At 62.1% G+C, this 22,550-nt stretch carries 25 protein-coding genes; 6 read left to right on the top strand and 19 right to left on the bottom strand.

Annotation, left to right across the window (positions count from 1 at the left end; all coding sequences use genetic code 11):
- Window position 1: 1 nt before the first annotated feature.
- The 15 genes from rpsQ to Q1Y33_RS02030 form a co-directional block, all read right to left on the bottom strand.
- Window positions 2-256, bottom strand: coding sequence for a 30S ribosomal protein S17 (rpsQ, locus tag Q1Y33_RS02100; RefSeq protein WP_009597655.1), 255 nt, complete (start codon window positions 254-256; stop codon window positions 2-4).
- Window positions 257-265: 9 nt separating this feature from the next.
- The gene (gene rpmC / locus Q1Y33_RS02095; RefSeq protein WP_300797772.1) at window positions 266-457 is read right to left on the bottom strand and encodes a 50S ribosomal protein L29; all 192 of its coding nucleotides are present in this window, start codon (window positions 455-457) and stop codon (window positions 266-268) included.
- 10 nt (window positions 458-467) lie between these two features.
- Entirely contained in the window at window positions 468-896 is a 429-nt protein-coding gene (gene rplP / locus Q1Y33_RS02090) for a 50S ribosomal protein L16 (RefSeq protein WP_295907929.1), read from the bottom strand.
- Window positions 897-927: 31 nt separating this feature from the next.
- Window positions 928-1,674 carry a 30S ribosomal protein S3 gene (gene rpsC, locus Q1Y33_RS02085; RefSeq protein ID WP_300797769.1) on the bottom strand — a complete coding sequence of 249 codons (747 nt, stop codon included), beginning with the start codon at window positions 1,672-1,674 and terminating at the stop codon, window positions 928-930.
- Window positions 1,675-1,681: 7 nt separating this feature from the next.
- The gene (gene rplV, locus Q1Y33_RS02080) at window positions 1,682-2,092 is read right to left on the bottom strand and encodes a 50S ribosomal protein L22 (protein ID WP_300797767.1); all 411 of its coding nucleotides are present in this window, start codon (window positions 2,090-2,092) and stop codon (window positions 1,682-1,684) included.
- Window positions 2,093-2,099: 7 nt separating this feature from the next.
- Window positions 2,100-2,369 (bottom strand): 30S ribosomal protein S19, encoded by a 270-nt coding sequence (gene rpsS, locus Q1Y33_RS02075; protein ID WP_009597568.1) that lies wholly within the window; start codon window positions 2,367-2,369, stop codon window positions 2,100-2,102.
- A 16-nt stretch (window positions 2,370-2,385) separates the two neighbouring features.
- Window positions 2,386-3,210, bottom strand: coding sequence for a 50S ribosomal protein L2 (gene rplB, locus Q1Y33_RS02070; RefSeq protein WP_296111982.1), 825 nt, complete (start codon window positions 3,208-3,210; stop codon window positions 2,386-2,388).
- A 5-nt stretch (window positions 3,211-3,215) separates the two neighbouring features.
- Window positions 3,216-3,506 carry a 50S ribosomal protein L23 gene (gene rplW, locus Q1Y33_RS02065; RefSeq protein WP_018696467.1) on the bottom strand — a complete coding sequence of 97 codons (291 nt, stop codon included), beginning with the start codon at window positions 3,504-3,506 and terminating at the stop codon, window positions 3,216-3,218.
- 15 nt (window positions 3,507-3,521) lie between these two features.
- A complete protein-coding gene (gene rplD, locus Q1Y33_RS02060) occupies window positions 3,522-4,148 on the bottom strand; it encodes a 50S ribosomal protein L4 (RefSeq protein ID WP_300797763.1) in 627 nt (208 codons plus the stop codon).
- A gap of 1 nt (window position 4,149) precedes the next feature.
- On the bottom strand, window positions 4,150-4,764 hold the full coding sequence (gene rplC, locus Q1Y33_RS02055) for a 50S ribosomal protein L3 (RefSeq protein ID WP_300797761.1): 615 nt from the start codon (window positions 4,762-4,764) through the stop codon (window positions 4,150-4,152).
- A 64-nt stretch (window positions 4,765-4,828) separates the two neighbouring features.
- Window positions 4,829-5,134 carry a 30S ribosomal protein S10 gene (gene rpsJ, locus Q1Y33_RS02050; RefSeq protein WP_004329464.1) on the bottom strand — a complete coding sequence of 102 codons (306 nt, stop codon included), beginning with the start codon at window positions 5,132-5,134 and terminating at the stop codon, window positions 4,829-4,831.
- Window positions 5,135-5,142: 8 nt separating this feature from the next.
- Window positions 5,143-7,257 carry an elongation factor G gene (gene fusA, locus Q1Y33_RS02045; protein ID WP_300797759.1) on the bottom strand — a complete coding sequence of 705 codons (2,115 nt, stop codon included), beginning with the start codon at window positions 7,255-7,257 and terminating at the stop codon, window positions 5,143-5,145.
- A gap of 15 nt (window positions 7,258-7,272) precedes the next feature.
- The gene (gene rpsG / locus Q1Y33_RS02040; RefSeq protein WP_300797757.1) at window positions 7,273-7,749 is read right to left on the bottom strand and encodes a 30S ribosomal protein S7; all 477 of its coding nucleotides are present in this window, start codon (window positions 7,747-7,749) and stop codon (window positions 7,273-7,275) included.
- A 50-nt stretch (window positions 7,750-7,799) separates the two neighbouring features.
- A complete protein-coding gene (gene rpsL / locus Q1Y33_RS02035) occupies window positions 7,800-8,180 on the bottom strand; it encodes a 30S ribosomal protein S12 (protein ID WP_148468457.1) in 381 nt (126 codons plus the stop codon).
- A 299-nt stretch (window positions 8,181-8,479) separates the two neighbouring features.
- The gene (locus Q1Y33_RS02030) at window positions 8,480-9,046 is read right to left on the bottom strand and encodes a hypothetical protein (protein ID WP_300797755.1); all 567 of its coding nucleotides are present in this window, start codon (window positions 9,044-9,046) and stop codon (window positions 8,480-8,482) included.
- Window positions 9,047-9,247: 201 nt separating this feature from the next.
- On the opposite strand from Q1Y33_RS02030, the gene leuS reads away from it, so the two are divergent.
- From leuS to Q1Y33_RS02005, 5 genes are all read left to right on the top strand, one after another.
- Window positions 9,248-12,004 (top strand): leucine--tRNA ligase, encoded by a 2,757-nt coding sequence (gene leuS, locus Q1Y33_RS02025; RefSeq protein ID WP_300797753.1) that lies wholly within the window; start codon window positions 9,248-9,250, stop codon window positions 12,002-12,004.
- Between the two features lie 145 nt (window positions 12,005-12,149).
- Window positions 12,150-13,052 carry an alpha/beta hydrolase gene (locus Q1Y33_RS02020; protein WP_300797751.1) on the top strand — a complete coding sequence of 301 codons (903 nt, stop codon included), beginning with the start codon at window positions 12,150-12,152 and terminating at the stop codon, window positions 13,050-13,052.
- A 103-nt stretch (window positions 13,053-13,155) separates the two neighbouring features.
- Window positions 13,156-14,187, top strand: a complete 1,032-nt coding sequence (locus Q1Y33_RS02015; protein ID WP_300797749.1) for a DHH family phosphoesterase — start codon at window positions 13,156-13,158, stop codon at window positions 14,185-14,187.
- 4 nt (window positions 14,188-14,191) lie between these two features.
- Entirely contained in the window at window positions 14,192-15,079 is an 888-nt protein-coding gene (locus Q1Y33_RS02010) for a LysR substrate-binding domain-containing protein (RefSeq protein ID WP_300797747.1), read from the top strand.
- Window positions 15,080-15,312: 233 nt separating this feature from the next.
- On the top strand, window positions 15,313-16,419 hold the full coding sequence (locus Q1Y33_RS02005; protein ID WP_300797745.1) for a YeiH family protein: 1,107 nt from the start codon (window positions 15,313-15,315) through the stop codon (window positions 16,417-16,419).
- Between the two features lie 48 nt (window positions 16,420-16,467).
- On the opposite strand, the gene Q1Y33_RS02000 is transcribed toward Q1Y33_RS02005, so the two are convergent.
- From Q1Y33_RS02000 to Q1Y33_RS01985, 4 genes are all read right to left on the bottom strand, one after another.
- Entirely contained in the window at window positions 16,468-17,037 is a 570-nt protein-coding gene (locus tag Q1Y33_RS02000) for a GNAT family N-acetyltransferase (protein ID WP_300797743.1), read from the bottom strand.
- A gap of 182 nt (window positions 17,038-17,219) precedes the next feature.
- Window positions 17,220-17,954 (bottom strand): endonuclease III, encoded by a 735-nt coding sequence (nth, locus tag Q1Y33_RS01995; RefSeq protein ID WP_300797741.1) that lies wholly within the window; start codon window positions 17,952-17,954, stop codon window positions 17,220-17,222.
- Window positions 17,951-18,883, bottom strand: a complete 933-nt coding sequence (locus tag Q1Y33_RS01990) for a glycosyltransferase (protein ID WP_300797739.1) — start codon at window positions 18,881-18,883, stop codon at window positions 17,951-17,953. The genes nth and Q1Y33_RS01990 overlap by 4 nt, the downstream gene beginning before the upstream one ends.
- Before the next feature lie 4 nt (window positions 18,884-18,887).
- The gene (locus Q1Y33_RS01985; protein WP_300797737.1) at window positions 18,888-21,431 is read right to left on the bottom strand and encodes a UvrD-helicase domain-containing protein; all 2,544 of its coding nucleotides are present in this window, start codon (window positions 21,429-21,431) and stop codon (window positions 18,888-18,890) included.
- A 118-nt stretch (window positions 21,432-21,549) separates the two neighbouring features.
- On the opposite strand from Q1Y33_RS01985, the gene Q1Y33_RS01980 reads away from it, so the two are divergent.
- On the top strand, window positions 21,550-22,548 hold the full coding sequence (locus Q1Y33_RS01980; RefSeq protein ID WP_300797735.1) for a MoxR family ATPase: 999 nt from the start codon (window positions 21,550-21,552) through the stop codon (window positions 22,546-22,548).
- Window positions 22,549-22,550: the final 2 nt, after the last annotated feature.

The following is a 22,550-nucleotide window of genomic DNA, read 5'->3' as shown; positions in this document are numbered from 1 at the left end:
ATTACTTGGCTCTTTCAATGATTTGTACTAATCTCCAACGCTTCGTCTTGCTCAGCGGACGCGTCTCCATGATGCGCACGGTATCGCCCTCCTTGCAGGTTTCGTCCAGCGACTCGGCGACGAACTTGGTCGTCTTGTTGACGAACTTGCCATAGATCGGATGCTTCACCTTGCGGGCTACTGCAACCACAATGGTCTTCTCCATCTTGTTGCTGACAACGACCCCAATACGCTCTTTTCTAAGATTTCTTTCCATAGTTGTTCCTTATTTGGCGTTCTTTTGACGCAGAATTGTCAGCATGCGAGCTATGTCTCTGCGGTTTTTCTTAATGATCGACGGGTTCTCGACGGGGGAGACTGCGTGCTGCACCTTCAGCTTCGCGAGCTGCGCCTTCTCGGTTTCGATGCGCTCCTGCAGGTCCTTGACGGCGATATCCCTGATTTCTGCACTTTTCATCTTCGTTCCGTTAGATTGTGGTTTCGACGTAGTCACGTCTTACGATAAACTTGGTGGTGATGGGCAGCTTCTGCGCACCCAGGCGAAGCGCCTCCTGCGCTACGGCCAGGGGCACACCCTCTGCCTCGAAGAGAATACGTCCGGGGGTGACGGGTGCCACGAAGCCTTCGGGATTACCCTTACCCTTACCCATACGCACCTCGGCGGGCTTCTTCGTGATGGGTTTGTCGGGGAAGATGCGGATCCAGAGCTGACCCTCACGCTTCATGTAACGGGTAATGGCCTGACGTGCTGCCTCTATCTGACGACCTGTGATCCAGGACGATTCAAGTGCCTTGATTGCGAACGATCCGTATGCAAGCTGGTTACCTCTTTGAGCGATACCCTTCATACGGCCTTTCTGCATTCTTCTAAATTTGGTCTTTTTCGGCTGTAACATGTTAGTTCTGCTTTAAAAAGGTCCTACTTACTTATTTGTTGCCGCGACGACGGCCACCGCGACGGTCTCCGCGGCCGCGGCGCTCGCCGCGCTCCCCGCGGTCGCCCGAGGGAGCCTGTGCCGAAGCACCTGCGATCTCGAAGATGTCGCGCTTGCCGTAGACCGTGCCCTGGCAGATCCACACCTTCACGCCGAGGATACCCACCTTCGTGAGCGCCTCCGTCAGGCAGTAGTCGATGTCGGCACGGAACGTGTGCAGCGGAATACGTCCCTCCTTGACCGTCTCGGTGCGGGCCATCTCGGCGCCGCCGACACGTCCTGCAACCTGGATCTTGATGCCCTCGGCGCCCATGCGCATGGTCGATGCCACGGCCGTCTTCACGGCACGGCGGAACGACACGCGGCCCTCGAGCTGGCGGGCGATGTTCTGACCCACGATCACGGCATCCACCTCGGGACGCTTCACCTCGAAGATGTTGATCTGAATATCCTTGCCGGTGAGCTTCTTGAGCTCCTCCTTGAGTTTGTCGACCTCCTGGCCGCCCTTGCCGATGATGATGCCCGGGCGGGCCGTCGAGATGGTCACCGTAACCAGCTTGAGCGTGCGCTCGATGATGATCTTCGAGATCGACGCCTTCTGAAGACGGACGTTCAGATACTTGCGGATCTTGGCGTCCTCGACGAGCTTGTCGGAGAAATCCTTGCCACCGAACCAGTTGGAATCCCAACCGCGGATGATACCAAGACGATTTGCTATCGGATTAACTTTCTGTCCCATCTTCTGTTTACTTGTTTTCTACGGTTACCATTTTGTCAACTACGATCGTCACGTGGTTCGAACGCTTGCGAATGCGGTGTGCGCGACCCTGGGGCGCAGCCTGAATACGCTTCAGCATGCGGCCGCCGTCGACGAATACCTCCTTGACGCAGAGCTTCGTATCCTCGAGGCGCTCGCCTTCGTTCTTGGCCTCCCAGTTGGCGATCGCCGACTTGAGGAGCTTCTCCATACGGATCGAGGCCTCCTTCTTCGAGTAACGGAGGATGCCCAGTGCCTTGTTGATCTCCACGCCGCGGATGATGTCGGCCACCAGGCGCATCTTACGGGGAGAGGTCGGGCAATCACGCATAATGGCAATGGCCTTCTGCTTCTTTTCAGCCTTCATTTTTTCGGCTCTTATTGCTTTTCTTGCACCCATTTTCTACCTATTTTTTCTTGTTACCTGCGTGACCACGGAAGTTGCGCGTAGGAGCGAACTCGCCGAGTTTGTGTCCTACCATGTTCTCGGTAACGTACACCGGAATGAACTTGTTTCCGTTGTGTACGGCGATCGTCTGACCTACGAAGTCAGGGGAGATCATGCTTGCTCGTGACCATGTCTTGATTACCGACTTCTTGTTGCCTTCGGCCTGAGCTACCACCTTGGCCTCAAGCTTGGGGTCGATAAACGGTCCTTTTTTTAATGAACGGCTCATTATGTACTCTTTTTAATTACTTTTTCTTCTTGGAGATAATGAATTTCGAAGTAGTCTTCTTCGGGTTGCGGGTCTTGTAACCCTTGGCCAGAAGACCCTTGCGCGAACGCGGGTGACCACCCGACGCACGACCTTCGCCACCACCCATCGGGTGATCAACCGGGTTCATTACGACACCGCGGTTGCGGGGACGACGGCCGAGCCAGCGCTCGCGGCCGGCCTTGCCCGAGCTCTCGAGGCTGTGGTCGAGGTTCGACACGACACCCACCGTAGCGCGGCAAGTTACGAGTACCATACGAGTCTCGCCCGAAGGCAGCTTGATGACGGCGAACTTGCCCTCACGAGCCAGCAGCTGGGCGTAGGAACCGGCCGAACGTGCCATCGCGGCACCCTGACCGGGGTAGAGTTCGATGTTGTGGATCACCGTACCCAGGGGGATTTCGCTCAGGAAGAGCGTGTTTCCGACCTCGGGAGCGACACCTGCGCCGCTCATCACGGTCTGACCCACCTGGAGTCCGTTGGGTGCGATGATGTAGCTCTTCACACCGTCGGCATATACCAGGAGTGCAATGCGTGCAGTACGATTCGGGTCGTACTCGATCGATTTCACAGTTGCGGCGATACCGTCCTTCGAGCGCTTGAAGTCCACGTTGCGGTACATCTGCTTGTGGCCTCCGCCGATGTAGCGGACCGTCATCTTACCGGAGCTGTTACGGCCGCCCGTGCTCTTCTTGGGGCTCAACAACGACTTTTCAGGCGTCGACTTGGTAATCTCGTCGAACGTGCCGATAATCTTATGTCTTGTACCTGCGGTAACAGGCTTGAATTTTTTTACTGCCATCTTCGTTAGATATTACTGTAAAAATCGATCTTGTCTCCGTCCTTCAAGGTGACGATCGCCTTCTTGAAGTTGTTGGCGCGGCCCTCGAGAAGACCTGCCTTCGTATAACGGCTCTTGAGCTTGCCCATGTAGTTCACGGTGTTCACGTCCGTTACGACGACGTTGTACATCTGCTCTACGGCATTGCGAATCTGCAGCTTGTTAGCCCGCACGTCAACGATAAAACCGTAGCGATTCAACTTTTCGCCCTGAATCGTCATTTTCTCGGTCAAAACCGGCTTAATAATAATTTCCATGGTAACTTGCGTATTTTAAGCTAACAAAGTGTTCAACACGTTCTCGGCACCCTCCACCATCACGATGGCCGATGCGTTCATCACGTCATACGCGCAGACGTTCTGCGCCAGTACGGGGAGTACGTTGGGGATGTTGCGGCACGAGAGCTGCAGGTTGACGTTCGTCTCGGGGAGTACGAGCAGGACCTTCTTGTCCGCAACCTTCAGCGCCTCGGTGAGCGCTACGACCGACTTGGTCTTCGGAGCATCCATCTTCACGCTCTCCAGCACGCAGATAGCGCCGGCCTGAGCCTTGTAGGTCAGGGCGCTGCGACGGGCCAGCTGCTTGAGCTTCTTGTTGAGCTTGAAGCTGTAGTCGCGCGGTACCGGACCGAATACGCGGCCGCCACCCGGGAAGAGGGGCGAGAGGATGCTGCCGCAGCGTGCGCCGCCGGTGCCCTTCTGACGCTTGAGCTTGCGCGTCGAACCGGCAACCTCGTTGCGCTGCTTCGACTTGTGCGTACCCTGACGCTGGTCAGCGAGATACTGCTTCACGTCGAGGTAGATAGCGTGGTCATTAGCCTCCACGCCGAAGACGGCATCGGAAAGAACTACCTTACGACCCGTTTCCTGTCCCTGTGTGTTCAATACAGCTAATTCCATACTACTTCTCAATTGTTAAATAAGCACCTTTTGCACCCGGAATCGAACCCTTCACGAGGATGAGGTTGCTCTCGGGAATTACCTTCAATACACGCAGGTTCAGTACCTTGACCTGCTCACCGCCCATCTGGCCGGGCAGACGCTTGCCCTTGAAGACGCGCGAAGGATACGACGACGCACCCAGCGAACCGGGCTTGCGCTGACGGTTGTGCTGGCCGTGGGTCTGACCGCCCACGCCGCCGAAGCCGTGGCGTTTCACAACGCCCTGGAAGCCTTTACCTTTCGATATCCCGGTCACGTCGACCCAGTCCTCTTCGGTGAAGATGTCCACGGTCAGCGTGTCGCCGAGATTCACTTCGGGCATGCCCTTGAACTCCGCCAACTTGCGTTTCGGGGTCGTGCCGGCTTTCTTGAAGTGACCTAACAAACTGCTGCTGGTGTGCTTTTCACTCTTCTCGTCATAGGCAATCTGGACCGCTTCGTAGGAGTCCTTCTCCACGGTCTTGATTTGCGTAACAACGCACGGACCAGCCTCAATGACAGTGCATGGTATGTTCTTACCCTCGGCACTGTAAACGGAAGTCATTCCGATTTTCTTTCCAATAAGTCCTGACATTTGTTGTCGTTTGTTTGTTATGAATAAAGTGATTGAGTGCTATTCTGCTGCTGAAGCCTCCCTATCACACCTTGATCTCGACCTCGACGCCCGAGGGGAGCTCGAGCTTCATCAGCGCGTCGATCGTCTTGGGCGTCGACGAGTAGATGTCGAGGATGCGCTTGAAGGTGCAGAGCTGGAACTGCTCGCGGGCTTTCTTGTTGACGAAAGTCGAGCGGTTCACCGTGAAAATCTGCTTGTGCGTGGGGAGGGGCACAGGGCCGCTCACGACGGCGCCCGTGCTCTTCACGGTCTTCACAATCTTCTCGGCCGACTTGTCCACGAGATTGTGATCGAATGACTTTAACTTGATTCTAATCTTCTGGTTCATATGTTTGCTTATTCTATATCCTTACGTTTACCACTCGCTTTCTCGATGATCTCCTTGGCCAGGTTTGCGGGAACCTCCTCGAAGTGCGAGAACTCCATGGACGAGGTTGCGCGACCCGACGAAATGGTACGCAGCACGGTGACGTAGCCGAACATCTCCGACAGCGGCACCTTGGCCTTCACGACGCGGGCCGTACCCTTCGACTCCATGCCGGTGATCTGGCCGCGGCGCTTGTTCAGGTCGCCGATGATGTCGCCCATGTTCTCCTCGGGGGTTACGACCTCCACGGACATCACGGGCTCGAGGATCACCGAACCGGCCTTGGGCGCAGCGTTGCGGTAACCGTTGCGGGCGGCGATTTCGAACGACAGCTGGTCCGAGTCCACGGGGTGGAACGAACCGTCCTTGAGCGTGATCTTCATCGAGTCCATCGGATAGCCTGCCAGTGCACCGTTGGCCATGGCCGACTCAAAGCCCTTCTGAACCGAGGGGATGAACTCCTTGGGAATGTTGCCGCCCTTCACCTCATCGACGAACGTAAGGCCCATCTTGCCGTCCTCGGCAGGACCGATCTCGAAGATGATGTCGGCGAACTTACCACGACCACCGGTCTGCTTCTTGAAGACCTCGCGGTGCTGAATCGTCTTGGTAAGCGTCTCCTTGTAGTTGACCTGCGGGGCACCCTGGTTGATCTCCACACCGAACTCGCGGCGCAGACGGTCGACGATGATGTCGAGGTGCAGCTCACCCATACCGCTGATGACCGTCTGACCCGAATCCTCGTCGGTGTGTACCGTGAAGGTGGGGTCCTCCTCGGCGAGCTTCGCCAGTGCGATGCCGAGTTTGTCGAGGTCCTTCTGCGTCTTGGGCTCGACGGCCAGACCGATCACCGGCTCGGGGAAGGTCATCTGCTCCAGCACGATCGGGGCGTTCTCGGCGCAGAGCGTATCGCCCGTGCGGATCTCCTTGAAGCCGACGGCTGCGCAGATGTCACCGGCCGTAACGCTCTCCATGGGGTTCTGCTTGTTGGCGTGCATCTGGTAGATGCGGCTGATGCGCTCGCGCTTGCCGCTGCGTGCGTTCAGCACATACGAACCGGCATCGAGCTTGCCCGAGTAGACGCGCACGAATGCCAGACGGCCGACGAACGGGTCGGTAGCGATCTTGAAGGCCAGGCCGCAGAAGGGCTCGTCCTCCGAAGCGTGGCGCACCTCCTCGGCATCGGTCTTGGGGTTCGTACCGGTTACGGCGGGAACATCCAGCGGCGAGGGGAGGAAGGCCATCACGTAGTCGAGCAGCTTCTGCACGCCCTTGTTGTGGAACGACGAGCCGCAGAGCATCGGCACGATCTGCATCGAGATCGTGGCCTTGCGGATGGCGGCCAGCAGTTCGTCGGGCGTGATCGAATCGGGGTCCTCAAAGAACTTCTCCATCAGGGCATCGTCCGTAGCGGCGACCTCCTCGATGAGCTTGGCGCGCCACTCGGCGGCCTCGGCCTTCATCGACTCGGGAATCTCGCGTAGCTCGAAGTTGTCGCGGACGGTCTTGTCGTCGAAGTAGTAGATCGCATTATTATATATAAGGTCTACCAGTCCCTCGAACTTGTCCTCGGCACCGATGGGCAGGACGACCGGCAGGGCCGTAGCGCCGAAGTGCTCCTTGATCTGTGCGCAGACCGAGAAGAAGTCGGCACCCGTGCGGTCCATCTTGTTGACGTAGCCGATACGGGGAACGTTGTACTTGTCGGCCTGACGCCATACGGTCTCCGACTGGGGCTCCACACCGCCCACGGCGCAGAACGTGGCGATTGCGCCGTCGAGCACGCGCAGCGAACGCTCCACCTCGACGGTGAAGTCGACGTGTCCCGGGGTGTCGATCAGGTTGATCTGATACTGGTGGTCCTTGTAGTTCCAGAAAGCAGTGGTTGCAGCCGAGGTGATCGTGATGCCGCGCTCCTGCTCCTGGACCATCCAGTCCATCGTAGCGCCGCCTTCGTGCACCTCGCCGATCTTGTGGGTCTTACCCGTGTAGAAAAGGATTCGCTCGGACGTGGTGGTCTTACCGGCATCGATGTGGGCCATGATACCGATGTTACGAGTATAGTGTAAATCTCTGGTTGCCATCGTTGAGTCCGTGTTTTAGAATCTGAAGTGTGCGAATGCCTTGTTGGCCTCTGCCATGCGGTGCATCTCCTCCTTGCGCTTGAAGGCGGCACCCTGCTGGTTGTAGGCGTCCACGATCTCTGCTGCGAGCTTATCAGCCATCGTCTTGCCGGCGCGCTTGCGGGAATAGAGGACAAGGTTTTTCATGGAAATAGAAATCTTGCGCTCCGGACGAACCTCCATAGGAACCTGGAAAGTCGCGCCACCGATACGCTTCGATTTCACTTCGACTTGGGGCGTGATGTTCTCCAGAGCCTGTTTCCAGATTTCCAGCGGAGATTTATCAGCATCCTTCATCTTCTTGCCCACGATTTCGAGCGAGTCGTAGAAAATCGAGTAGGCAATACTCTTCTTACCATCCAGCATGAGGTTGTTCACGAAACGGGTCACAGCCACGTCACCGAACTTCGGATCCGGAAGTAGAATTCGCTTTTTTGGCTTAGCTTTTCTCATTGCTATTGAAAAATGTTCAGATTAAATGTTGTTTCTTGGCTTCCCTAAAACTATTTGCCTGCCTTGGGGCGTTTTGCACCGTACTTCGAGCGGCGCTGGCGGCGTCCGTCGACACCTGCCGAGTCGAGCGCACCGCGCACGAGGTGGTAACGTACACCGGGGAGGTCCTTGACACGACCGCCGCGGACGAGCACGATCGAGTGCTCCTGCAGGTTGTGGCCCTCTCCGGGGATGTAGGCGTTGACCTCCTTGCCGTTGGTCAGACGTACACGTGCCACCTTACGCATGGCCGAGTTAGGCTTCTTCGGGGTCGTCGTGTACACACGCGTACAAACGCCTCGGCGCTGGGGACACGCGGCCAGTGCGGGAGACTTCGACTTGTCCTCCAGCGACACGCGGCCGTTTCTCACTAACTGTTGAATAGTTGGCATTTTAAAACTGTCCTTTAAGTGTTAAAAAATCTATCTCCATTGTCCAAAATGGACTGCAAAGGTACGCATTTTTTTGGAAATCCAATAATTCCCTCCATCTTTTTTTGCCTTTTTCAGCGATTTAGCCTCTTGTGGATACTTTTTGCCTATATATTTAGCAAACATATAAGAAAACACTTATATATGTTTTCGGAATACGCTGTCAGCAAGCCTGTTAAACGGCGTGCGGCGCGGAGACGAAAAAGCGGGCCGCAGGAGAGAGTCCTCCCGCGGCCCTGCCGTTCCGTATACACTGTACATCAACGAGATATGCGGACTACCCAGCCGTTATCGTAGCCCGATCCGTGGTCGACGCCGTCAACCCGGACAAAGCTCTTCACGTCGGGCTCGTCGCCATGCCAGACGATGTAGAGGTCGAACTCCACCTCGGTCGTCGATCCGTCCTCCCACTCGACGGTAAACCGCTGATTGCGATAGTTGTCCGTCGGGGAGAACTCGCCGAAGGAGAGATGCCACCCCTGAAGCTCCTCCAGGGACGAATAATAGGGGTCGCGCTCCAGCCGCAGGGCCAGCGGACGCGGCATGTTAAAGCGGCTGGCGGGAGCGGAAGGCTCCGTGACGATCCCATAGCGTTCGCCCTTGTAGGAAACCGCAACGGACTCTTCCCCGATGAAGTTCTCCGAAGCCGGATCGAGCAGGTTCTCACCCGTTTCGGCATCGGTCACGACAAAGCGGACCGACGGGTTGACAAAATCCCAGATCGCGGGATGTTCCGACTTCCTGTCATCGGAGCATCCGGCCAGCGACAGCACGGCGGCAGCAAACACCGCCAGCCGTTTTCCACAACGTGTCATTCGATTTTTCATAGGCTCTATCGGTTTTGGTGGTTGTCGACTTCGGATTGCGCGGGCAGCCGTCTTTCACCCGTTATTCCATTGAATAAATGAGAAAAAAGCCGAATTACTGCGTCCGCCGGAGCGGTTTTTTCGAAAGAAATCGGAAAGGCGGTCCGGAAACGGAAAGTTTTGCTTATTTTTGCAGGAAATTCGACAATCAACATATCAGATATGGACTACAATTTCAAGGAGATCGAAGCCCGCTGGCAGCAGCGCTGGCGCGACGAGAAGACCTACCACGTCGAGATCGACCCCGCGCGGCCGAAGTTCTACGTGCTCGACATGTTCCCCTATCCGTCGGGCGCAGGCCTGCATGTGGGGCATCCGCTGGGATACATCGCCTCGGACATCTACTCGCGCTACAAGCGCCTCAAGGGTTTCAACGTCCTGCACCCGATGGGCTACGACGCCTTCGGCCTGCCGGCCGAGCAGTACGCCATCCAGACGGGGCAGCACCCGGCCGTGACGACCGAGCAGAACATCGCCCGCTACCGCGAGCAGCTCGACAAGATCGGCTTCTCGTTCGACTGGGACCGCGAGGTGCGCACGTGCGACCCCGCCTACTACAAGTGGACGCAGTGGGCCTTCCTCAAGATGTTCTCGCACTACTACGACAACCGCCGGCAGCAGGCCCGGCCGATCGGGGAGCTCGTGGCCGCCTTCGCCGCTTCGGGCACCGAGGGGATCGACGCCGCCTCGACGCAGGAGCTGCACTTCACGGCCGACGAGTGGAACGCCTGGGACACGAAGCGCCGCGAGCAGGTGCTGCAGAACTACCGGCTGGCCTTCCGCGCCGACACGATGGTCAACTGGTGCCCGAAGCTGGGCACGGTGCTGGCCAACGACGAGGTGCACGACGGGCTGTCGGTGCGCGGCGGCTACCCCGTGGAGCAGAAGCGCATGAAGCAGTGGCTGCTGCGCGTGACGGCCTACGCACAGCGGATGCTCGACGGGCTCGAGAAGCTCGAATGGAGCGACTCGCTCAAGGAGATCCAGCGCAACTGGATCGGCCGCTCGGAGGGTGCGCAGGTCTTCTTCGACATCGAGGGTTCGGACCGCAGGCTGGAGATTTTCACGACGCGTCCCGACACGATCTTCGGCGTGACGTTCATGGTCATCGCCCCCGAGCACGAGTGGGTCGACTACCTGACGACCGAAGAGAACCGCGCCGCCGTGGCCGCCTATATCGAACAGACGAAGAAGCGTTCGGAGCGTGACCGCATCGCCGACACGAAGCGCGTGAGCGGCGTGGCGACGGGCTCCTGTGCGATCAACCCCTTCACGGGCCGGGCCATTCCGATCTACATCTCCGACTACGTGCTCGCCGGCTACGGCACGGGGGCCATCATGGCCGTTCCGGCCCACGACTCGCGCGACTGGGCCTTCGCCCGCCACTTCGGGCTGGAGGTCATCCCGGTGGTCGAGGGCGGCGACGTCGAGAAGGAGTCCTACGACGCCAAGTCGGGCAAGCTCATCAACTCGGACTTCCTCAACGGACTGGACGTCAAGGAGGCGATCCCGACGATGTTCGCCGAGATCGAACGTCGCGGCCTGGGCAGGCGGCTGGTGAACTACCGCCTGCGCGACGCCATCTTCTCGCGCCAGCGCTACTGGGGCGAGCCCTTCCCGATCTACTACAAGGACGACACGGCCTGTCCGCTCGGGGAGGAACAGCTGCCGCTCGAACTGCCGCCCGTCGCCGACTTCGGCCCCACGGCGGAGGGCGAGCCGCCCCTGGCCCGCGTCAAGGGGTGGTGCACGGCCGAAGGATACCCCTACGAGCTCTCGACGATGCCGGGCTTTGCCGGGTCGTCGGCCTACTACCTGCGCTACATGGACCCGCACAACGACCGCGCGCTGGTCGGCCGCGAAGCCGACGAGTACTGGCGTTCGGTGGACCTCTACGTCGGCGGCATCGAGCACGCCACGGGCCACCTCATGTATTCGCGCTTCTGGAACATGTTTCTCTACGACCTGGGGTATGTCTGCGAGGAGGAGCCCTTCCGCAAGCTCGTCAACCAGGGCATGATCCAGGGCCGCTCGAACTTCGTCTACCGCGTCGTCGGCACCAACAAGTTCGTCTCGCTGGGGCTGCGCGACCGGTATGAGACGCAGGAGATACACGTCGACGTCAACATCGTCCGCAACGACGTGCTCGACCTGGAGGCCTTCCGGGCGTGGCGTCCGGAGTTCCGCGACGCGGAGTTCATCCTCGAGGAGGGCAAGTACATCTGCGGCTGGGCCATCGAGAAAATGTCCAAGTCGATGTACAACGTCGTCAACCCCGACTACATCGTCGAGAACTACGGCGCCGACACGCTGCGCATGTACGAGATGTTCCTCGGGCCGCTCGAACAGTCGAAACCCTGGGACACGAACGGCATCGACGGCGTGCACAAGTTCCTGCGCCGCTTCTGGCGCCTCTTCTTCGACCGCGACGGGCGGTTCCGCCTGACGGACGAGCCGGCGACCGAAAAGGAGCTGCGCACGCTGCACAAGACGATCAGGAAGGTCACCGAGGATATCGAGAACTTCTCGTTCAACACCTCCGTGGCGGCCTTCATGATCTGCCTGAACGAGCTGGGCGACTGCTCCAAGCGCGAGGTGCTCGAGCCGCTCGTCGTGCTGCTGGCCCCCTTCGCCCCGCACATCGCCGAGGAGCTCTGGGCGCAGGCCGGACACACGACCTCGGTATGCGACGCCACGTATCCGGTCTGCGACGAGAAACACCTCGCGCAGAGCACGTTCGAATACCCCGTTTCGGTCAACGGCAAGCTCCGCTTCAGGAAGGAGTACGCCACGGCGATGACCCCGGCGGAGATTCAGGCGGCCGTCGTCACGGCGCCCGAGGCGCAGAAGTGGCTCGACGGCAAGGCCCCGAAGAAGGTGATCGTCGTGCCGGGCAAGATCATCAACATCGTGATCTGACCCTGCCCCAGGCATTCGGAGACGGGCCCTGCCTGCGCAGGGCCCGCTTCGCCGAAACGCCGCCGAAACGCTGAAACACTGCCGAAACACCGGCCGCAACCCGGCCACCTGCCGTCCCCATCGCCCTACACCCGACCGAACCGACATGAAACGCCACCTCGCCATCGCATTTGCCATGCTGCTCACGACAGCCTCCGCCGCGGCCCGGACGCCCGACTACGGGCAGGCCGCCACCGTCCGCATCTGGGACAACGCCACGGCGCCCCACAGCAACGGCATCACCGCCCCCGAAGAGGAGCAGGAGCCCTACCGCATCGCCCGGACCTCCGAGGCCGAGCTCTACCTCTTCCCGGCCGAGGCGTCGAAAGCCACCGGACAGGGGGTCGTCATCTGCCCGGGCGGGGGCTACACGCGGCTGGCCATGGACCACGAAGGGTTCCTCCTGGCCCGCTGGTTCGCCTCGCAGGGCATCACGGCGGCGGTGCTCAAGTACCGCATGCCGAACCACCATCCCGAGGTGCCGCTCGAGGATGCCGAACAGGCGCTGCGGCTGCTGCGCGGCGACGTGCCGGGGCTGCCGCACGAGCTGCTGCCGCAGCCCGAGCGCGTCGGAATCGTCGGCTGCTCGGCGGGCGGACACCTCGCGGCCATGGCCTCGACGCTCGGGGCCGTGCGTCCCGCCTTCGCGATCCTCTTCTACCCGGTCATCACCGCCGCACCGGGCGAGGCGCACGAAGGGTCGTTCGACAACCTGCTGGGCGAGCGCACGCCGGAGCGCGACGCGGCCTATTCGCTCGAGCGGCGCGTCACGCCCGCTACTCCGCCGACGCTGCTGCTGCTCTCGGACGACGACCGCTCGGTCCCCCCGACCAACGGCACGCGCTACTACATGGCGCTCAAGCAGCACGGCATCCCCGCCTCGCTGCACGTCTACCCCTCGGGCGGCCACGGCTGGGGCATCCGCGACACGTTCCGCTACCGGGCGCAGTGGCAGCAGGCCGTCACGGAGTGGCTCGCAGTGCGGCTCCAGGCACAGAAAGGCGAATGACACAGGCAAGGATGACCGACGGGTCATCCTTGCGTCGTTTTGGGCCCCGGACGTTGGCGTTTGCCGATTATTTTTTATCTTTGTCCAATAAATCGTCCCGAACATGAAGATCACCGGAGAACATATCGAGAAACTGCGCACTCTGCTGGCACGGCCCGGACAACGGTTCGTCATCGTGTCGCACACCAATCCCGACGGCGACGCCGTGGGTTCGTCGCTCGCCTGGGCCGAGATTCTGCGCGGCATGGGCCACGAGGTGACCTGCATCGTGCCGAACAAATACCCCTACTTTCTCGACTGGATGGAGGGCATCGACGAGATCGTCGTCTTCAAGACCGACACCGAAGGGCGCGCCGTGCGGGCCATCGAGGAGGCCGACGCGATCTTCTGCCTCGACTTCAACGCCGTGTCGCGTCTGGAGATTCTCAGCGAGACGATCGAGGCCAACACCACGGCGCGCCGCATCCTGATCGACCACCACCTCTCGCCCGACGGCGGGTTCGACCTCGCGCTCTCATTCCCCGACTCCTCGTCGACCTGCTACGTGGTCTACTCCGTCATCGAGGCGCTCTGCGGCACCGAGGCCATCACGCGGCGCATGGCCGAGGCACTCTACGTGGGCATGATGACCGACACGGGCAACTTCGCCTTCTCGTTCCTCACGCCCGGGCTGTTCCGCGCCGTCGCAGTGCTCGTCGAGCGGGGCATCTCGATCCCGACGATCCACAACAACGTCTACAACGCCTATACCGAGGGGCGCGCACGGCTCTTCGGCTACGCCATCAACCGCAAGATGGAGATCATCCAGGACGGCACGGTGGCCTACATGTCGCTGCTCGAGAGCGAGATGCGGCGTTTCCAGTTCCAGCAGGGCGACAGCGAGGGGTTCGTGAACTACGCGCTGACGATCAAGAAGATGAAGATGTCGGCCATGTTCCTCGCCCACCGCAGGTTCATCCGCGTGTCGCTGCGCTCGCGCGGCGACGTGGACGTCAACCTCTTCGCCCGCAAATACTTCAACGGCGGCGGCCACAAGAACGCCGCGGGCGGCAAGTCGTTCGTCTCGATGGAGGAGACGATCGCCCACTACATCCGCTCGGTCAAGGAGTTCGCCGAGGAGGGACACCTCGGCTGACGCCATGGACGACTTCCGCCTCAAGGTCTTCATCGCGGCGGCCCGGACGTTGAGCTTCACCCGGACCGCCGAACAGCTGTGCATCTCGCAGCCGGCGGTCAGCAAACACATCGGCGAGCTGGAGAACCGTTACCGGGTCCAGCTCTTCAACCGGCGCGGCAGCCGCCTCGAACTCACCGACGCGGGGCGCACGCTGCTCGACGCCGCGGAGCGCATCCTCGACGACTACCGCCGCATGGAGTACGAGGTGAGTCTCTGCACGGGCCAGACCGAGGGCGAGCTGCGCCTCGGCGCCAGCACGACCGTCGCCCAATACCTGCTGCCGCCGATCCTCGCCCGCTTCACCGCCCGCTTCCCGGGCATCCGCGTCTCCGTGCTCTCGGGCAACAGCGGACAGGTTGAACGCGCCCTCGAGGAGCACGCCATCGACCTGGGCATCGTCGAGAGCGTGAGCCGCCGGCAGGGACTCCACTACACGCTCTTCGCACACGACGAACTGGTCCTCATCACCCGCACGGGCGGCAAATACGCCCGCACCGAATCGCTCACGGCCGACGCCCTGCGGCACATCCCGCTCGTCCTGCGCGAGGAGGGGTCCGGCACGCTCGAGGTCATCGCCGCGGCCCTCGCCGCGGCGGGCATCCGCCTTTCGCAGCTGCACGTCGTCATGCGGCTCGGCACGACCGAGGGGATCAAGTCCTTCGTCCGCAACAGCGACGCGATGGCCATCGTCTCGGTCATCTCGGTCGTCGACAGCCTGCGCAGCGGCACGCTGCGGATCGTGGACATCGAGGACCTCGCCATGCGGCGCGACTTCTCGTTCGTGCACGCCGAAGCCACGCCCGCACCCCTTGCCGGGCAGTTCATCGACTTCGCCCGCGCCAACCTCTGACAGCCGCCGACGGCTGCACGGCCATGCAGCAGAAGACCGTTCCGAAGGACATCCCCGGAGAGAATCCCGGAAGAGGGCCGGCTGCGCAGGCCCGCACGCCGAATCCGACCCGGGCGGCAGCGCGAAATGCGGAAGCGCATCCATAACCGAAGGTTATTCCGGATAACAAAAAGCCTATTTCACAACTCGATAAAAGGTGCGATCTTTGCGGCCGAATTAAAAAAAGTTATCGCATGTTGGAAAAAGGCAACCGGGCAAACGCCCTGCACGGCATCCTGCTGATCGCACTCTTCTCATTCGCGGCATTCTACATCGCCGAACAGCCCGTCGTCAGGCGGCTCTCGTTCAGCCCGCTGATCGTCGGCATCATCCTGGGCATGCTCTATGCCAACAGCCTACGCAACAAACTGCCCGAAACGTGGGTTCCGGGCATCAAGTTCTGCACGAAGCAGATTCTCCGCTGGGGCATCATCCTCTACGGATTCCGCCTGACGCTGGCCCAGGTGGCGGCCGTCGGGCTCCCGGCACTGGCCGTCGACCTGATCGTCGTGACGGTGACCATCCTGGGCGGCGTCGCGCTGGGCCGCCTGCTGCGCATCGACGCCGACACGGCGCTGATGACCTCCACGGGCAGCGCCATCTGCGGCGCCGCGGCTGTGCTGGGCGCCGAACCGGTCGTCAAGTGCGAGGGGTACAAGACCGCCATCGCCGTCTCGACGGTCGTGATCTTCGGCACGCTCTCGATGTTCCTCTATCCGGTGATGTACCGCACGGGGATGCTCGACGGGCTCACGGACACGGGTGTGGCGATCTACACGGGCAGCACGCTCCACGAGGTGGCCCACGTGGCCGGGGCGGGCAACGCCATGGACCCGACCGATGCGCTGGGCATCGCCGGCACGGCGACCATCACGAAGATGATCCGCGTCATGCTGCTGGCCCCGGTGCTCGTCGTGATGAGCTTCGCGCTGGCCGGACGGCGCCGCCGTGCGGCCGCTGCCGGAGCCGATGCAAATGCCGCCGAAGCCGCCGGACAGACGCAGAAGAGCCGCATCACGATTCCGTGGTTCGCCTTCGGATTCATCGGCGTGATCTGCCTAAACTCGCTGCTCCAGCACCTGTGCGGCGCCGCCAGCGTGCGTGAGATCCCGCTCAACGGCGCGATCGAATACATCGACACCTTCCTGCTCACGATGGCCATGACGGCCCTCGGCACCGAGACCAGTCTCGACAAGTTCCGGCAGGCGGGAGCCAGGCCCTTCGTGCTGGCGGGGCTGCTCTACGTCTGGCTGGTCGCGGGCGGATATTTCCTGACGAAATACCTTGTCGGAACGATGTAAGGGTCCTTGCAGCGCCCCGCACCGGCAGGTGAAAGAGTGAATCGGGCGTCAGAGGATGCGGGGAAGTTCCGGCTGCAGGTGATCCGAATAGCGCAGCACATGCTCGCGCACGAAGTCCGCGAAAACGCGGGCTTCTTCTTTTGTCAGGGGATCGGGACGGCTCATGAGCACCAGCTGGTGGGCATGGAACGGCCGCGAGAAGGAGGGGTGGATGTAGTCGTAGGCGTTCGTGACGAACCCCAGCCGCTCGTAGAAGTGCTGACGCCGGACCGAGATGTCGTCGACGGGCGGGTCGATCTCGAGAACCACGCGCCCGGCCTCCGCGCAGAAGGACGAAAGGATATGCGAACCCATACGCCGCCCCCGCAGCGCGGGCGAGACGGCCAGATGCTCGACGTAGCGGTAACTTCCGGCATTCCAATGGAAAAGCAGCCCGACAAACTGGCCGTCGCAGCAGACGGCATCGGCCTCGAACGCCGGGTCGCCGAAAGCTCGGTCGTAGCTCTCCTCGCGCCAGCATTCGCAGGCAGGAAACGAGTTCTGATACAGGTGCCACGCCTCGGCCCACAAGGCATCCGTGCGTGAACGGAGCGGAATGAATTGCAGTTGCGGTTCCATCGTATTGCTTTTTCCGGCAAGATAGCACAAAATTCCCACCCGGCAAAACCAAACGGCCGCAAAGTGTCCTCTGCGGCCGTTTGGCATAGAAAAAGGGCCCGTATCACAGCACTCCGCCGCCCTGCCCGGAGAGAGGGTGACAACGCACCGCATCCGTATCGGAAAAGGGGATCGGGGAGGGGTCAGCGCTTCCCCGCAGCGGATTTCGCGGCCGCGGCCCGGCTTCTGCCGGATGCCGCCGGGGAGGAAGCCTCCGCGGAGGAGGCACCCGCCGCACGCTTGAGGTCGGCGGCGTGCTTGCGGCACCACGGGGCGATGCCGCACGTGCCGCACTTCGGGGCGCGGGCCGTGCAGACGTAGCGCCCGTGCAGGATCAGCCAGTGATGGGCCACGGGCAGCAGGTGCGAGGGGATGTTGCTTTCGAGCGTCCGCTCGGTCTGGAGCGGCGTCTTCGAGTTGGTCGTCAGGCCGATGCGGTTCGAGACACGGAAGACATGCGTGTCGACGGGCATCACCTCACGCTGCCAGAGCACCGCTCCGAGCACGTTGGCCGTCTTGCGGCCCACGCCCGGCAGGCGCTGCAGCTGCTCCAGATCGTCGGGCACCTCACCGCCGAACTCGTCGCACAGCATGCGGGCCATGCGTGCGAGGTTGCGGGCCTTGTTGTTGGGATAGGAGATGCTCCGGATGTAGGGATAGATCTCCTCGGCCGTGGCCTCCGCCAGCGCAAAGGGGGTCGGGAAGCGCTCGAAAAAGGCCGGCGTCGTCATGTTGACCCGCTTGTCGGTACACTGCGCCGAGAGAGCCACCGCGACGAGCAGCTGGTAGGGATTTTCGTAGTGCAGTTCGCTCTCGGCCACGGGCATGTGCTCCGAGAACCAGGCGATCACGCCCTCGTAACGTTGTTTGGTTGTCATCGTGTGTCGGTATTGCGTCTGAACAGCAGTTTCTTCACCAGCAGCCCGTACCCCTCGGGGCAGAGCAGCAGCCACGGCGTGCGCCGCACGTCGCGCCACCAGCGCGCGAGGTACTCGCCGACCCCGCCGTGGTACGACAGCACCCACAGGGCATCGGACGAACGTTTGCGCAGCAGCCCGCGGCGGCACCGCCCGCCGTGGTAGCGGGCATCCATCCACAGCCCGATGTCGCAGAGCGAGTCGACGAAGGCGATCCGCCGGCGGTAGAGCTCGCTGTGGCTCACGCTGGCGGGCAGCACGCGGTGCACGGCCGTCACGGCGTCGACGAAGCAGACCCCGGCATGGAGCGCGCACCAGAGCCACATGGGCTGGTCGTCGGTCAGCCATTCGGGATGCTCCTCGGGCCGCACCTCGGCGTAGTAGCGGGCCACCAGTTCGCGGCGCGCCACGGCGCAACAGTTGTCCACGGGATTGCGGAAGACCATGCGGCCGAAATCGGTCGAACACTCCGCCGGGAAGGGGGTGCGGGTGCCGGTCGCCTGGTCGCAGCGCTCCGTGCGCGTGTAGCAGAGCCCGCAGGAGGGATCGGCCTCGAGCCGTTCGACCTGCCGGCGGAGCTTGTGCAGGTCCTCCCACCAGTCGTCGCCGTCGCAGTAGGCGACGTAGCGGCCGCGGCACGCCTCGAACGTGCGGCGGTAGTTGGCCCGCCACCCCACGTTTGCGGGGCCCGTCACCAGCCGCACCCGACCGGGATACCGCGCGGCATATTCGCGGCAGATCGCGGGCGTGGCATCCGTGCTGCAATCCTCGCCCAGCACCAGCTCCACGCCGAAGGGGGTCTGCTGCGCCAGCACCCCTTCGATCGCCTGCCGCAGGTAGGGGGCGTGGTTGTAGGTGGTCATTACGACCGAAACGAGGGGCGTCTGCATCGGATCAGCATCTGGTCAGCCGCGCGAACTTCGCCAGCAGGGTCTTCTCCCCGGCATTGTCGAAGGCCACGACGAGTTTCTGGTCTCCCGCAAGCTGCTCGATGCGCCGGATGATGCCGACGCCGAACGTGGCGTGCTCGACGCGGTCGCCCACGGCATAGCCGCCCGCGGCGGCCGGGACGTCGCCCTGCGCCGGGCGGATACCCAGCCGGCGCATCCCTGCGGTCGAGGGGCGCGGCGGCTGTACGAGGGCCGGATCGGGCGCGGCGGGACGCGACGCCTGACGCTGCGACACGACGTGTCCGGGGTCTTCGGCCGCCGTGCGGGCATAACGCCGTGCCGTGTCCGATTCGCCGTCCGCCGGGCGCCCGAAGCCACCCGAAGGGCCGTAACCTCCGCGCGCGCCGTATCCGCCCGCCGGAGCGCCGCCCGTGCGGCCCGCGCCCTGCTGCTGGTAGCGGTAGTCGAAGCGGCGACGCAGCTCCTCGATGGCCGAGGGGCCGCCGGGCTCCTGCGGCCGCTGCGTGCGCAGCTCCTGCGTATCGAAATCGGCCTCGACGTAGCGCGGGTCGATCTCGCGCAGGAAGCAGCTCGGGCGCGAGAACTCCATGTTACCCCACTTGAAGCGCATCTCGGCATAGGAGATCGTCGCCTGCACCTTGGCCCGCGTGAGGGCGACGTAGAAGAGGCGCCGCTCCTCCTCGATGCCGTCGGGCGACTCGACGGCCCGCTGCGAGGGAAAGAGGTTCTCCTCGAGCCCCACGATGTAGACGTATTTGTACTCCAGCCCCTTGGCCGAGTGGACGGTCATGAGCGTCACCTTGTCGTCGTCCTCGGGGTCGTCCTTGTCCATGTCGGTCAGGAGCATCACCTGCTGCAGCCACTCCTCGATCGTGGCCTCCTCGTCGGCCTGCCGCTCGCCGCCGCGGATTTCGGCGTCGCGCTGCTCCTTGAAGAGCTGCATCGAGTTGAGCAGCTCCTCGATGTTATCCAGCGCCGACGCCGCCTCGGGGGTGTTCTCCGTGCGGTAGGCCGCCAGGATGCCCGAGCGCGAGGCGATCTCCAGACCGAAGTCGTAGAGGCCCTTCTCGTTGCGGGCGAGCGACAGCGCGCGGATCATCGCCACGAACTCGGCGACCTTGCGGGCGATGGTCCGCTGCACGGGGTCCGCCGCGGGCTCGGCGACCAGCGTGTCGACCGCCTCCCACATCGAACAGCCCTGCGCGGCGGCCAGCTGCGCGATGCGCTGCACGGTCGTATCGCCGATGCCGCGCGCCGGGTAGTTGACGATGCGCCGGAAGGCCTCGTCGTCGCGCGGGTTGATGACCAGCCGGATGTAGGCCAGCAGGTCCTTGATCTCCTTGTGGTCGTAGAACGACGACCCCTTGTAGATGCGGTAGGGGACGCCGCAGCGCCGCAGATTGTCCTCCAGCACAGCCGACTGGTTGTTCGTGCGGTAGAGGATCACGACGTCCGACCAGCGGTCGCCCGTCTCGCGGACCTTGTCGCGCAGGTCCGTGACGACCATCTCGGCCTCCTCGCGGTCGGTGTAGGCCTTCAGGATGCGTATTTTCTCGCCCACGTCGCCCTCCGAAAAGCAGTGCTTCTCCATGCGCTTGCTGTTGCGGGCGATCACCGAGTTGGCCGCCTCGACGATCGTGCGCGTCGAGCGGTAGTTCTGCTCGAGCTTGAAGACCATCGCCGAGGGGTAGTCCTTCTTGAAGGAGAGGATGTTCTCGATCTTGGCCCCGCGGAACGAGTAGATCGACTGCGCGTCGTCGCCCACGACGCAGACCCGCGAGTGGAGCTGCGAAAGGCGCCGGATGATGATGTACTGCGCGTAGTTCGTGTCCTGGTACTCGTCGACGAGGATGTACTCGAACTGCTCCTGGTAGCGGCGGAGCACCTCCGGGAAGTCGCGCAGCAGGATGTTGGTCTGCAGCAGCAGGTCGTCGAAGTCCATGGCGCCGTTGCGCTTGCAGCGCTGGCAGTAGATGTTGTAGATGTTGCCGAACTCGGGAATCTGCGCCTGCCGGTCCTCGGCGGCGTAGTTCGCCGCGGCGAGGTAGGCCCCGGGCGTCACCAGGCAGTTTTTGGCATAGGATATGCGCGAGGCGAGCATGTTGGGCTTGTACTTCTCGTCGGCAAGGTTCAGCTCGCGGACAATCGTCTTGAGGAGGTTGCGGCTGTCGGCCGGCTCGTAGATCGTGAACGACTGCGGAAAGCCGATCAGCTCGGCGTTTTCGCGCAGGATGCGCGAGAAGACCGAGTGGAACGTGCCCATGCGGATGCGGCGCGCGCGGTTGTCGGGGAGCATCTGCGCGATGCGCGTGCGCATCTGCTCGGCGGCCTTGTTCGTGAAGGTCAGCGCGAGGATGCGCTCGGGCGCCACGCCCTGCTCGATCATGTAGGCGATGCGCGAGGTGAGCACGCGCGTCTTGCCCGAGCCGGCCCCGGCAATGATGAGCGAGGGGACGTCGTAGTGCACGACGGCGTCGCGCTGCGCGGGATTGAGCCCCGCAAGAATGGGTGATTCATTGGTTTCCATGCCCGCAAAGTTAATAAGATTTGAGGAAGATTTTTTGGCGAATAAATAATATCTTTGCACGTTGAATCGTTTATTGGATTACATTCGGCGACAGAACAACAACATACGATACAAAACAATGAGTGAAGTCATCAACATCAAGGAACTCAACGAGCGCATCGAACGCGAATCGGTCTTCGTGGATACGCTGCGCACCGAAATGGGCAAGGTCATCGTCGGCCAGAGCCACCTGGTCGACACCCTGCTGATCGGCCTGCTGTCGAACGGGCACATCCTGCTCGAGGGTGTGCCGGGCCTGGCCAAGACGCTGGCCATCACGACGCTGGCCAAGGCCGTCGACGCCGACTTCTCGCGCATCCAGTTCACGCCCGACCTGCTGCCGGCCGACCTGTTGGGTACGCTGATCTACTCGCAGAAGAGCGAGGACTTCATCGTCCGCAAGGGCCCGATCTTCGCCAACTTCGTGCTGGCGGACGAGATCAACCGTTCGCCGGCCAAGGTGCAGTCGGCACTGCTCGAGGCGATGCAGGAGCGTCAGGTGACCATCGGCGACAACACCTACCCGCTGCCGCAGCCCTTCCTGGTGCTGGCCACGCAGAACCCCCTCGAGCAGGAGGGCACCTACCCGCTGCCCGAGGCGCAGGTCGACCGTTTCATGCTCAAGGTGCGCATCTCCTACCCCAAGAAGCAGGAGGAGCGCGACATCGTGCGCATGAACATCTCGGGCGCCGGCATGCCGCAGGTGGCCAAGGTCATCACGCCCGAGGACATCGTCAAGGCCCGCAAGGTGGTCGAGGACGTCTACATGGACGAGAAGATCGAGAAGTACATCGTCGACATCATCTTCGCCACGCGCGAGCCGGCCGAATACAACCTCCAGCGGCTGCAGAACCTGATCGCCTACGGCGGATCGCCGCGTGCGTCGATCTCGCTGGCCAAGGCCGCCCGCACCTACGCCTTCATCCGCCGCCGCGGCTACGTCATTCCGGAGGACGTGCGCGCCGTCTGCCACGACGTGCTGCGCCACCGCATCGGGCTCACCTACGAGGCCGAGGCCGAGAACATCTCCACCGAGGAGATCATCACCGACATCCTCAACAACGTAATCGTTCCCTAAAG

The organism is uncultured Alistipes sp. (assembly GCF_949296715.1).
Lineage (GTDB): Bacteria > Bacteroidota > Bacteroidia > Bacteroidales > Rikenellaceae > Alistipes.
The sequence above is the reverse complement of the archived record's forward strand: the minus strand, read 5'-3'. Positions and strand labels throughout refer to the sequence as shown.

Bases quoted from the DNA above. Each gene is read 5' to 3' on its own strand.
- rplW (WP_018696467.1), bottom strand. From the start codon at position 3,506: ATGGAAATTATTATTAAGCCGGTTTTGACCGAGAAAATGACGATTCAG.
- Q1Y33_RS02030 (WP_300797755.1), bottom strand. From the start codon at position 9,046: ATGAAAAATCGAATGACACGTTGTGGAAAACGGCTGGCGGTGTTTGCT.
- Q1Y33_RS02000 (WP_300797743.1), bottom strand. From the start codon at position 17,037: ATGGAACCGCAACTGCAATTCATTCCGCTCCGTTCACGCACGGATGCC.
- rplC (WP_300797761.1), bottom strand. From the start codon at position 4,764: ATGTCAGGACTTATTGGAAAGAAAATCGGAATGACTTCCGTTTACAGT.
- Q1Y33_RS02010 (WP_300797747.1), top strand. From the start codon at position 14,192: ATGGACGACTTCCGCCTCAAGGTCTTCATCGCGGCGGCCCGGACGTTG.
- Q1Y33_RS02020 (WP_300797751.1), top strand. From the start codon at position 12,150: ATGAAACGCCACCTCGCCATCGCATTTGCCATGCTGCTCACGACAGCC.
- fusA (WP_300797759.1), bottom strand. From the start codon at position 7,257: ATGGCAACCAGAGATTTACACTATACTCGTAACATCGGTATCATGGCC.
- Q1Y33_RS01985 (WP_300797737.1), bottom strand. From the start codon at position 21,431: ATGGAAACCAATGAATCACCCATTCTTGCGGGGCTCAATCCCGCGCAG.
- Q1Y33_RS02005 (WP_300797745.1), top strand. From the start codon at position 15,313: ATGTTGGAAAAAGGCAACCGGGCAAACGCCCTGCACGGCATCCTGCTG.
- Q1Y33_RS01980 (WP_300797735.1), top strand. From the start codon at position 21,550: ATGAGTGAAGTCATCAACATCAAGGAACTCAACGAGCGCATCGAACGC.
- rpsL (WP_148468457.1), bottom strand. From the start codon at position 8,180: ATGCCAACTATTCAACAGTTAGTGAGAAACGGCCGCGTGTCGCTGGAG.
- rpsJ (WP_004329464.1), bottom strand. From the start codon at position 5,134: ATGAACCAGAAGATTAGAATCAAGTTAAAGTCATTCGATCACAATCTC.
- rpsG (WP_300797757.1), bottom strand. From the start codon at position 7,749: ATGAGAAAAGCTAAGCCAAAAAAGCGAATTCTACTTCCGGATCCGAAG.
- rpmC (WP_300797772.1), bottom strand. From the start codon at position 457: ATGAAAAGTGCAGAAATCAGGGATATCGCCGTCAAGGACCTGCAGGAG.
- rplP (WP_295907929.1), bottom strand. From the start codon at position 896: ATGTTACAGCCGAAAAAGACCAAATTTAGAAGAATGCAGAAAGGCCGT.
- Q1Y33_RS01990 (WP_300797739.1), bottom strand. From the start codon at position 18,883: ATGCAGACGCCCCTCGTTTCGGTCGTAATGACCACCTACAACCACGCC.
- rplD (WP_300797763.1), bottom strand. From the start codon at position 4,148: ATGGAATTAGCTGTATTGAACACACAGGGACAGGAAACGGGTCGTAAG.
- Q1Y33_RS02015 (WP_300797749.1), top strand. From the start codon at position 13,156: ATGAAGATCACCGGAGAACATATCGAGAAACTGCGCACTCTGCTGGCA.
- nth (WP_300797741.1), bottom strand. From the start codon at position 17,954: ATGACAACCAAACAACGTTACGAGGGCGTGATCGCCTGGTTCTCGGAG.
- rpsQ (WP_009597655.1), bottom strand. From the start codon at position 256: ATGGAAAGAAATCTTAGAAAAGAGCGTATTGGGGTCGTTGTCAGCAAC.
- leuS (WP_300797753.1), top strand. From the start codon at position 9,248: ATGGACTACAATTTCAAGGAGATCGAAGCCCGCTGGCAGCAGCGCTGG.
- rpsC (WP_300797769.1), bottom strand. From the start codon at position 1,674: ATGGGACAGAAAGTTAATCCGATAGCAAATCGTCTTGGTATCATCCGC.
- rplB (WP_296111982.1), bottom strand. From the start codon at position 3,210: ATGGCAGTAAAAAAATTCAAGCCTGTTACCGCAGGTACAAGACATAAG.
- rplV (WP_300797767.1), bottom strand. From the start codon at position 2,092: ATGGGTGCAAGAAAAGCAATAAGAGCCGAAAAAATGAAGGCTGAAAAG.
- rpsS (WP_009597568.1), bottom strand. From the start codon at position 2,369: ATGAGCCGTTCATTAAAAAAAGGACCGTTTATCGACCCCAAGCTTGAG.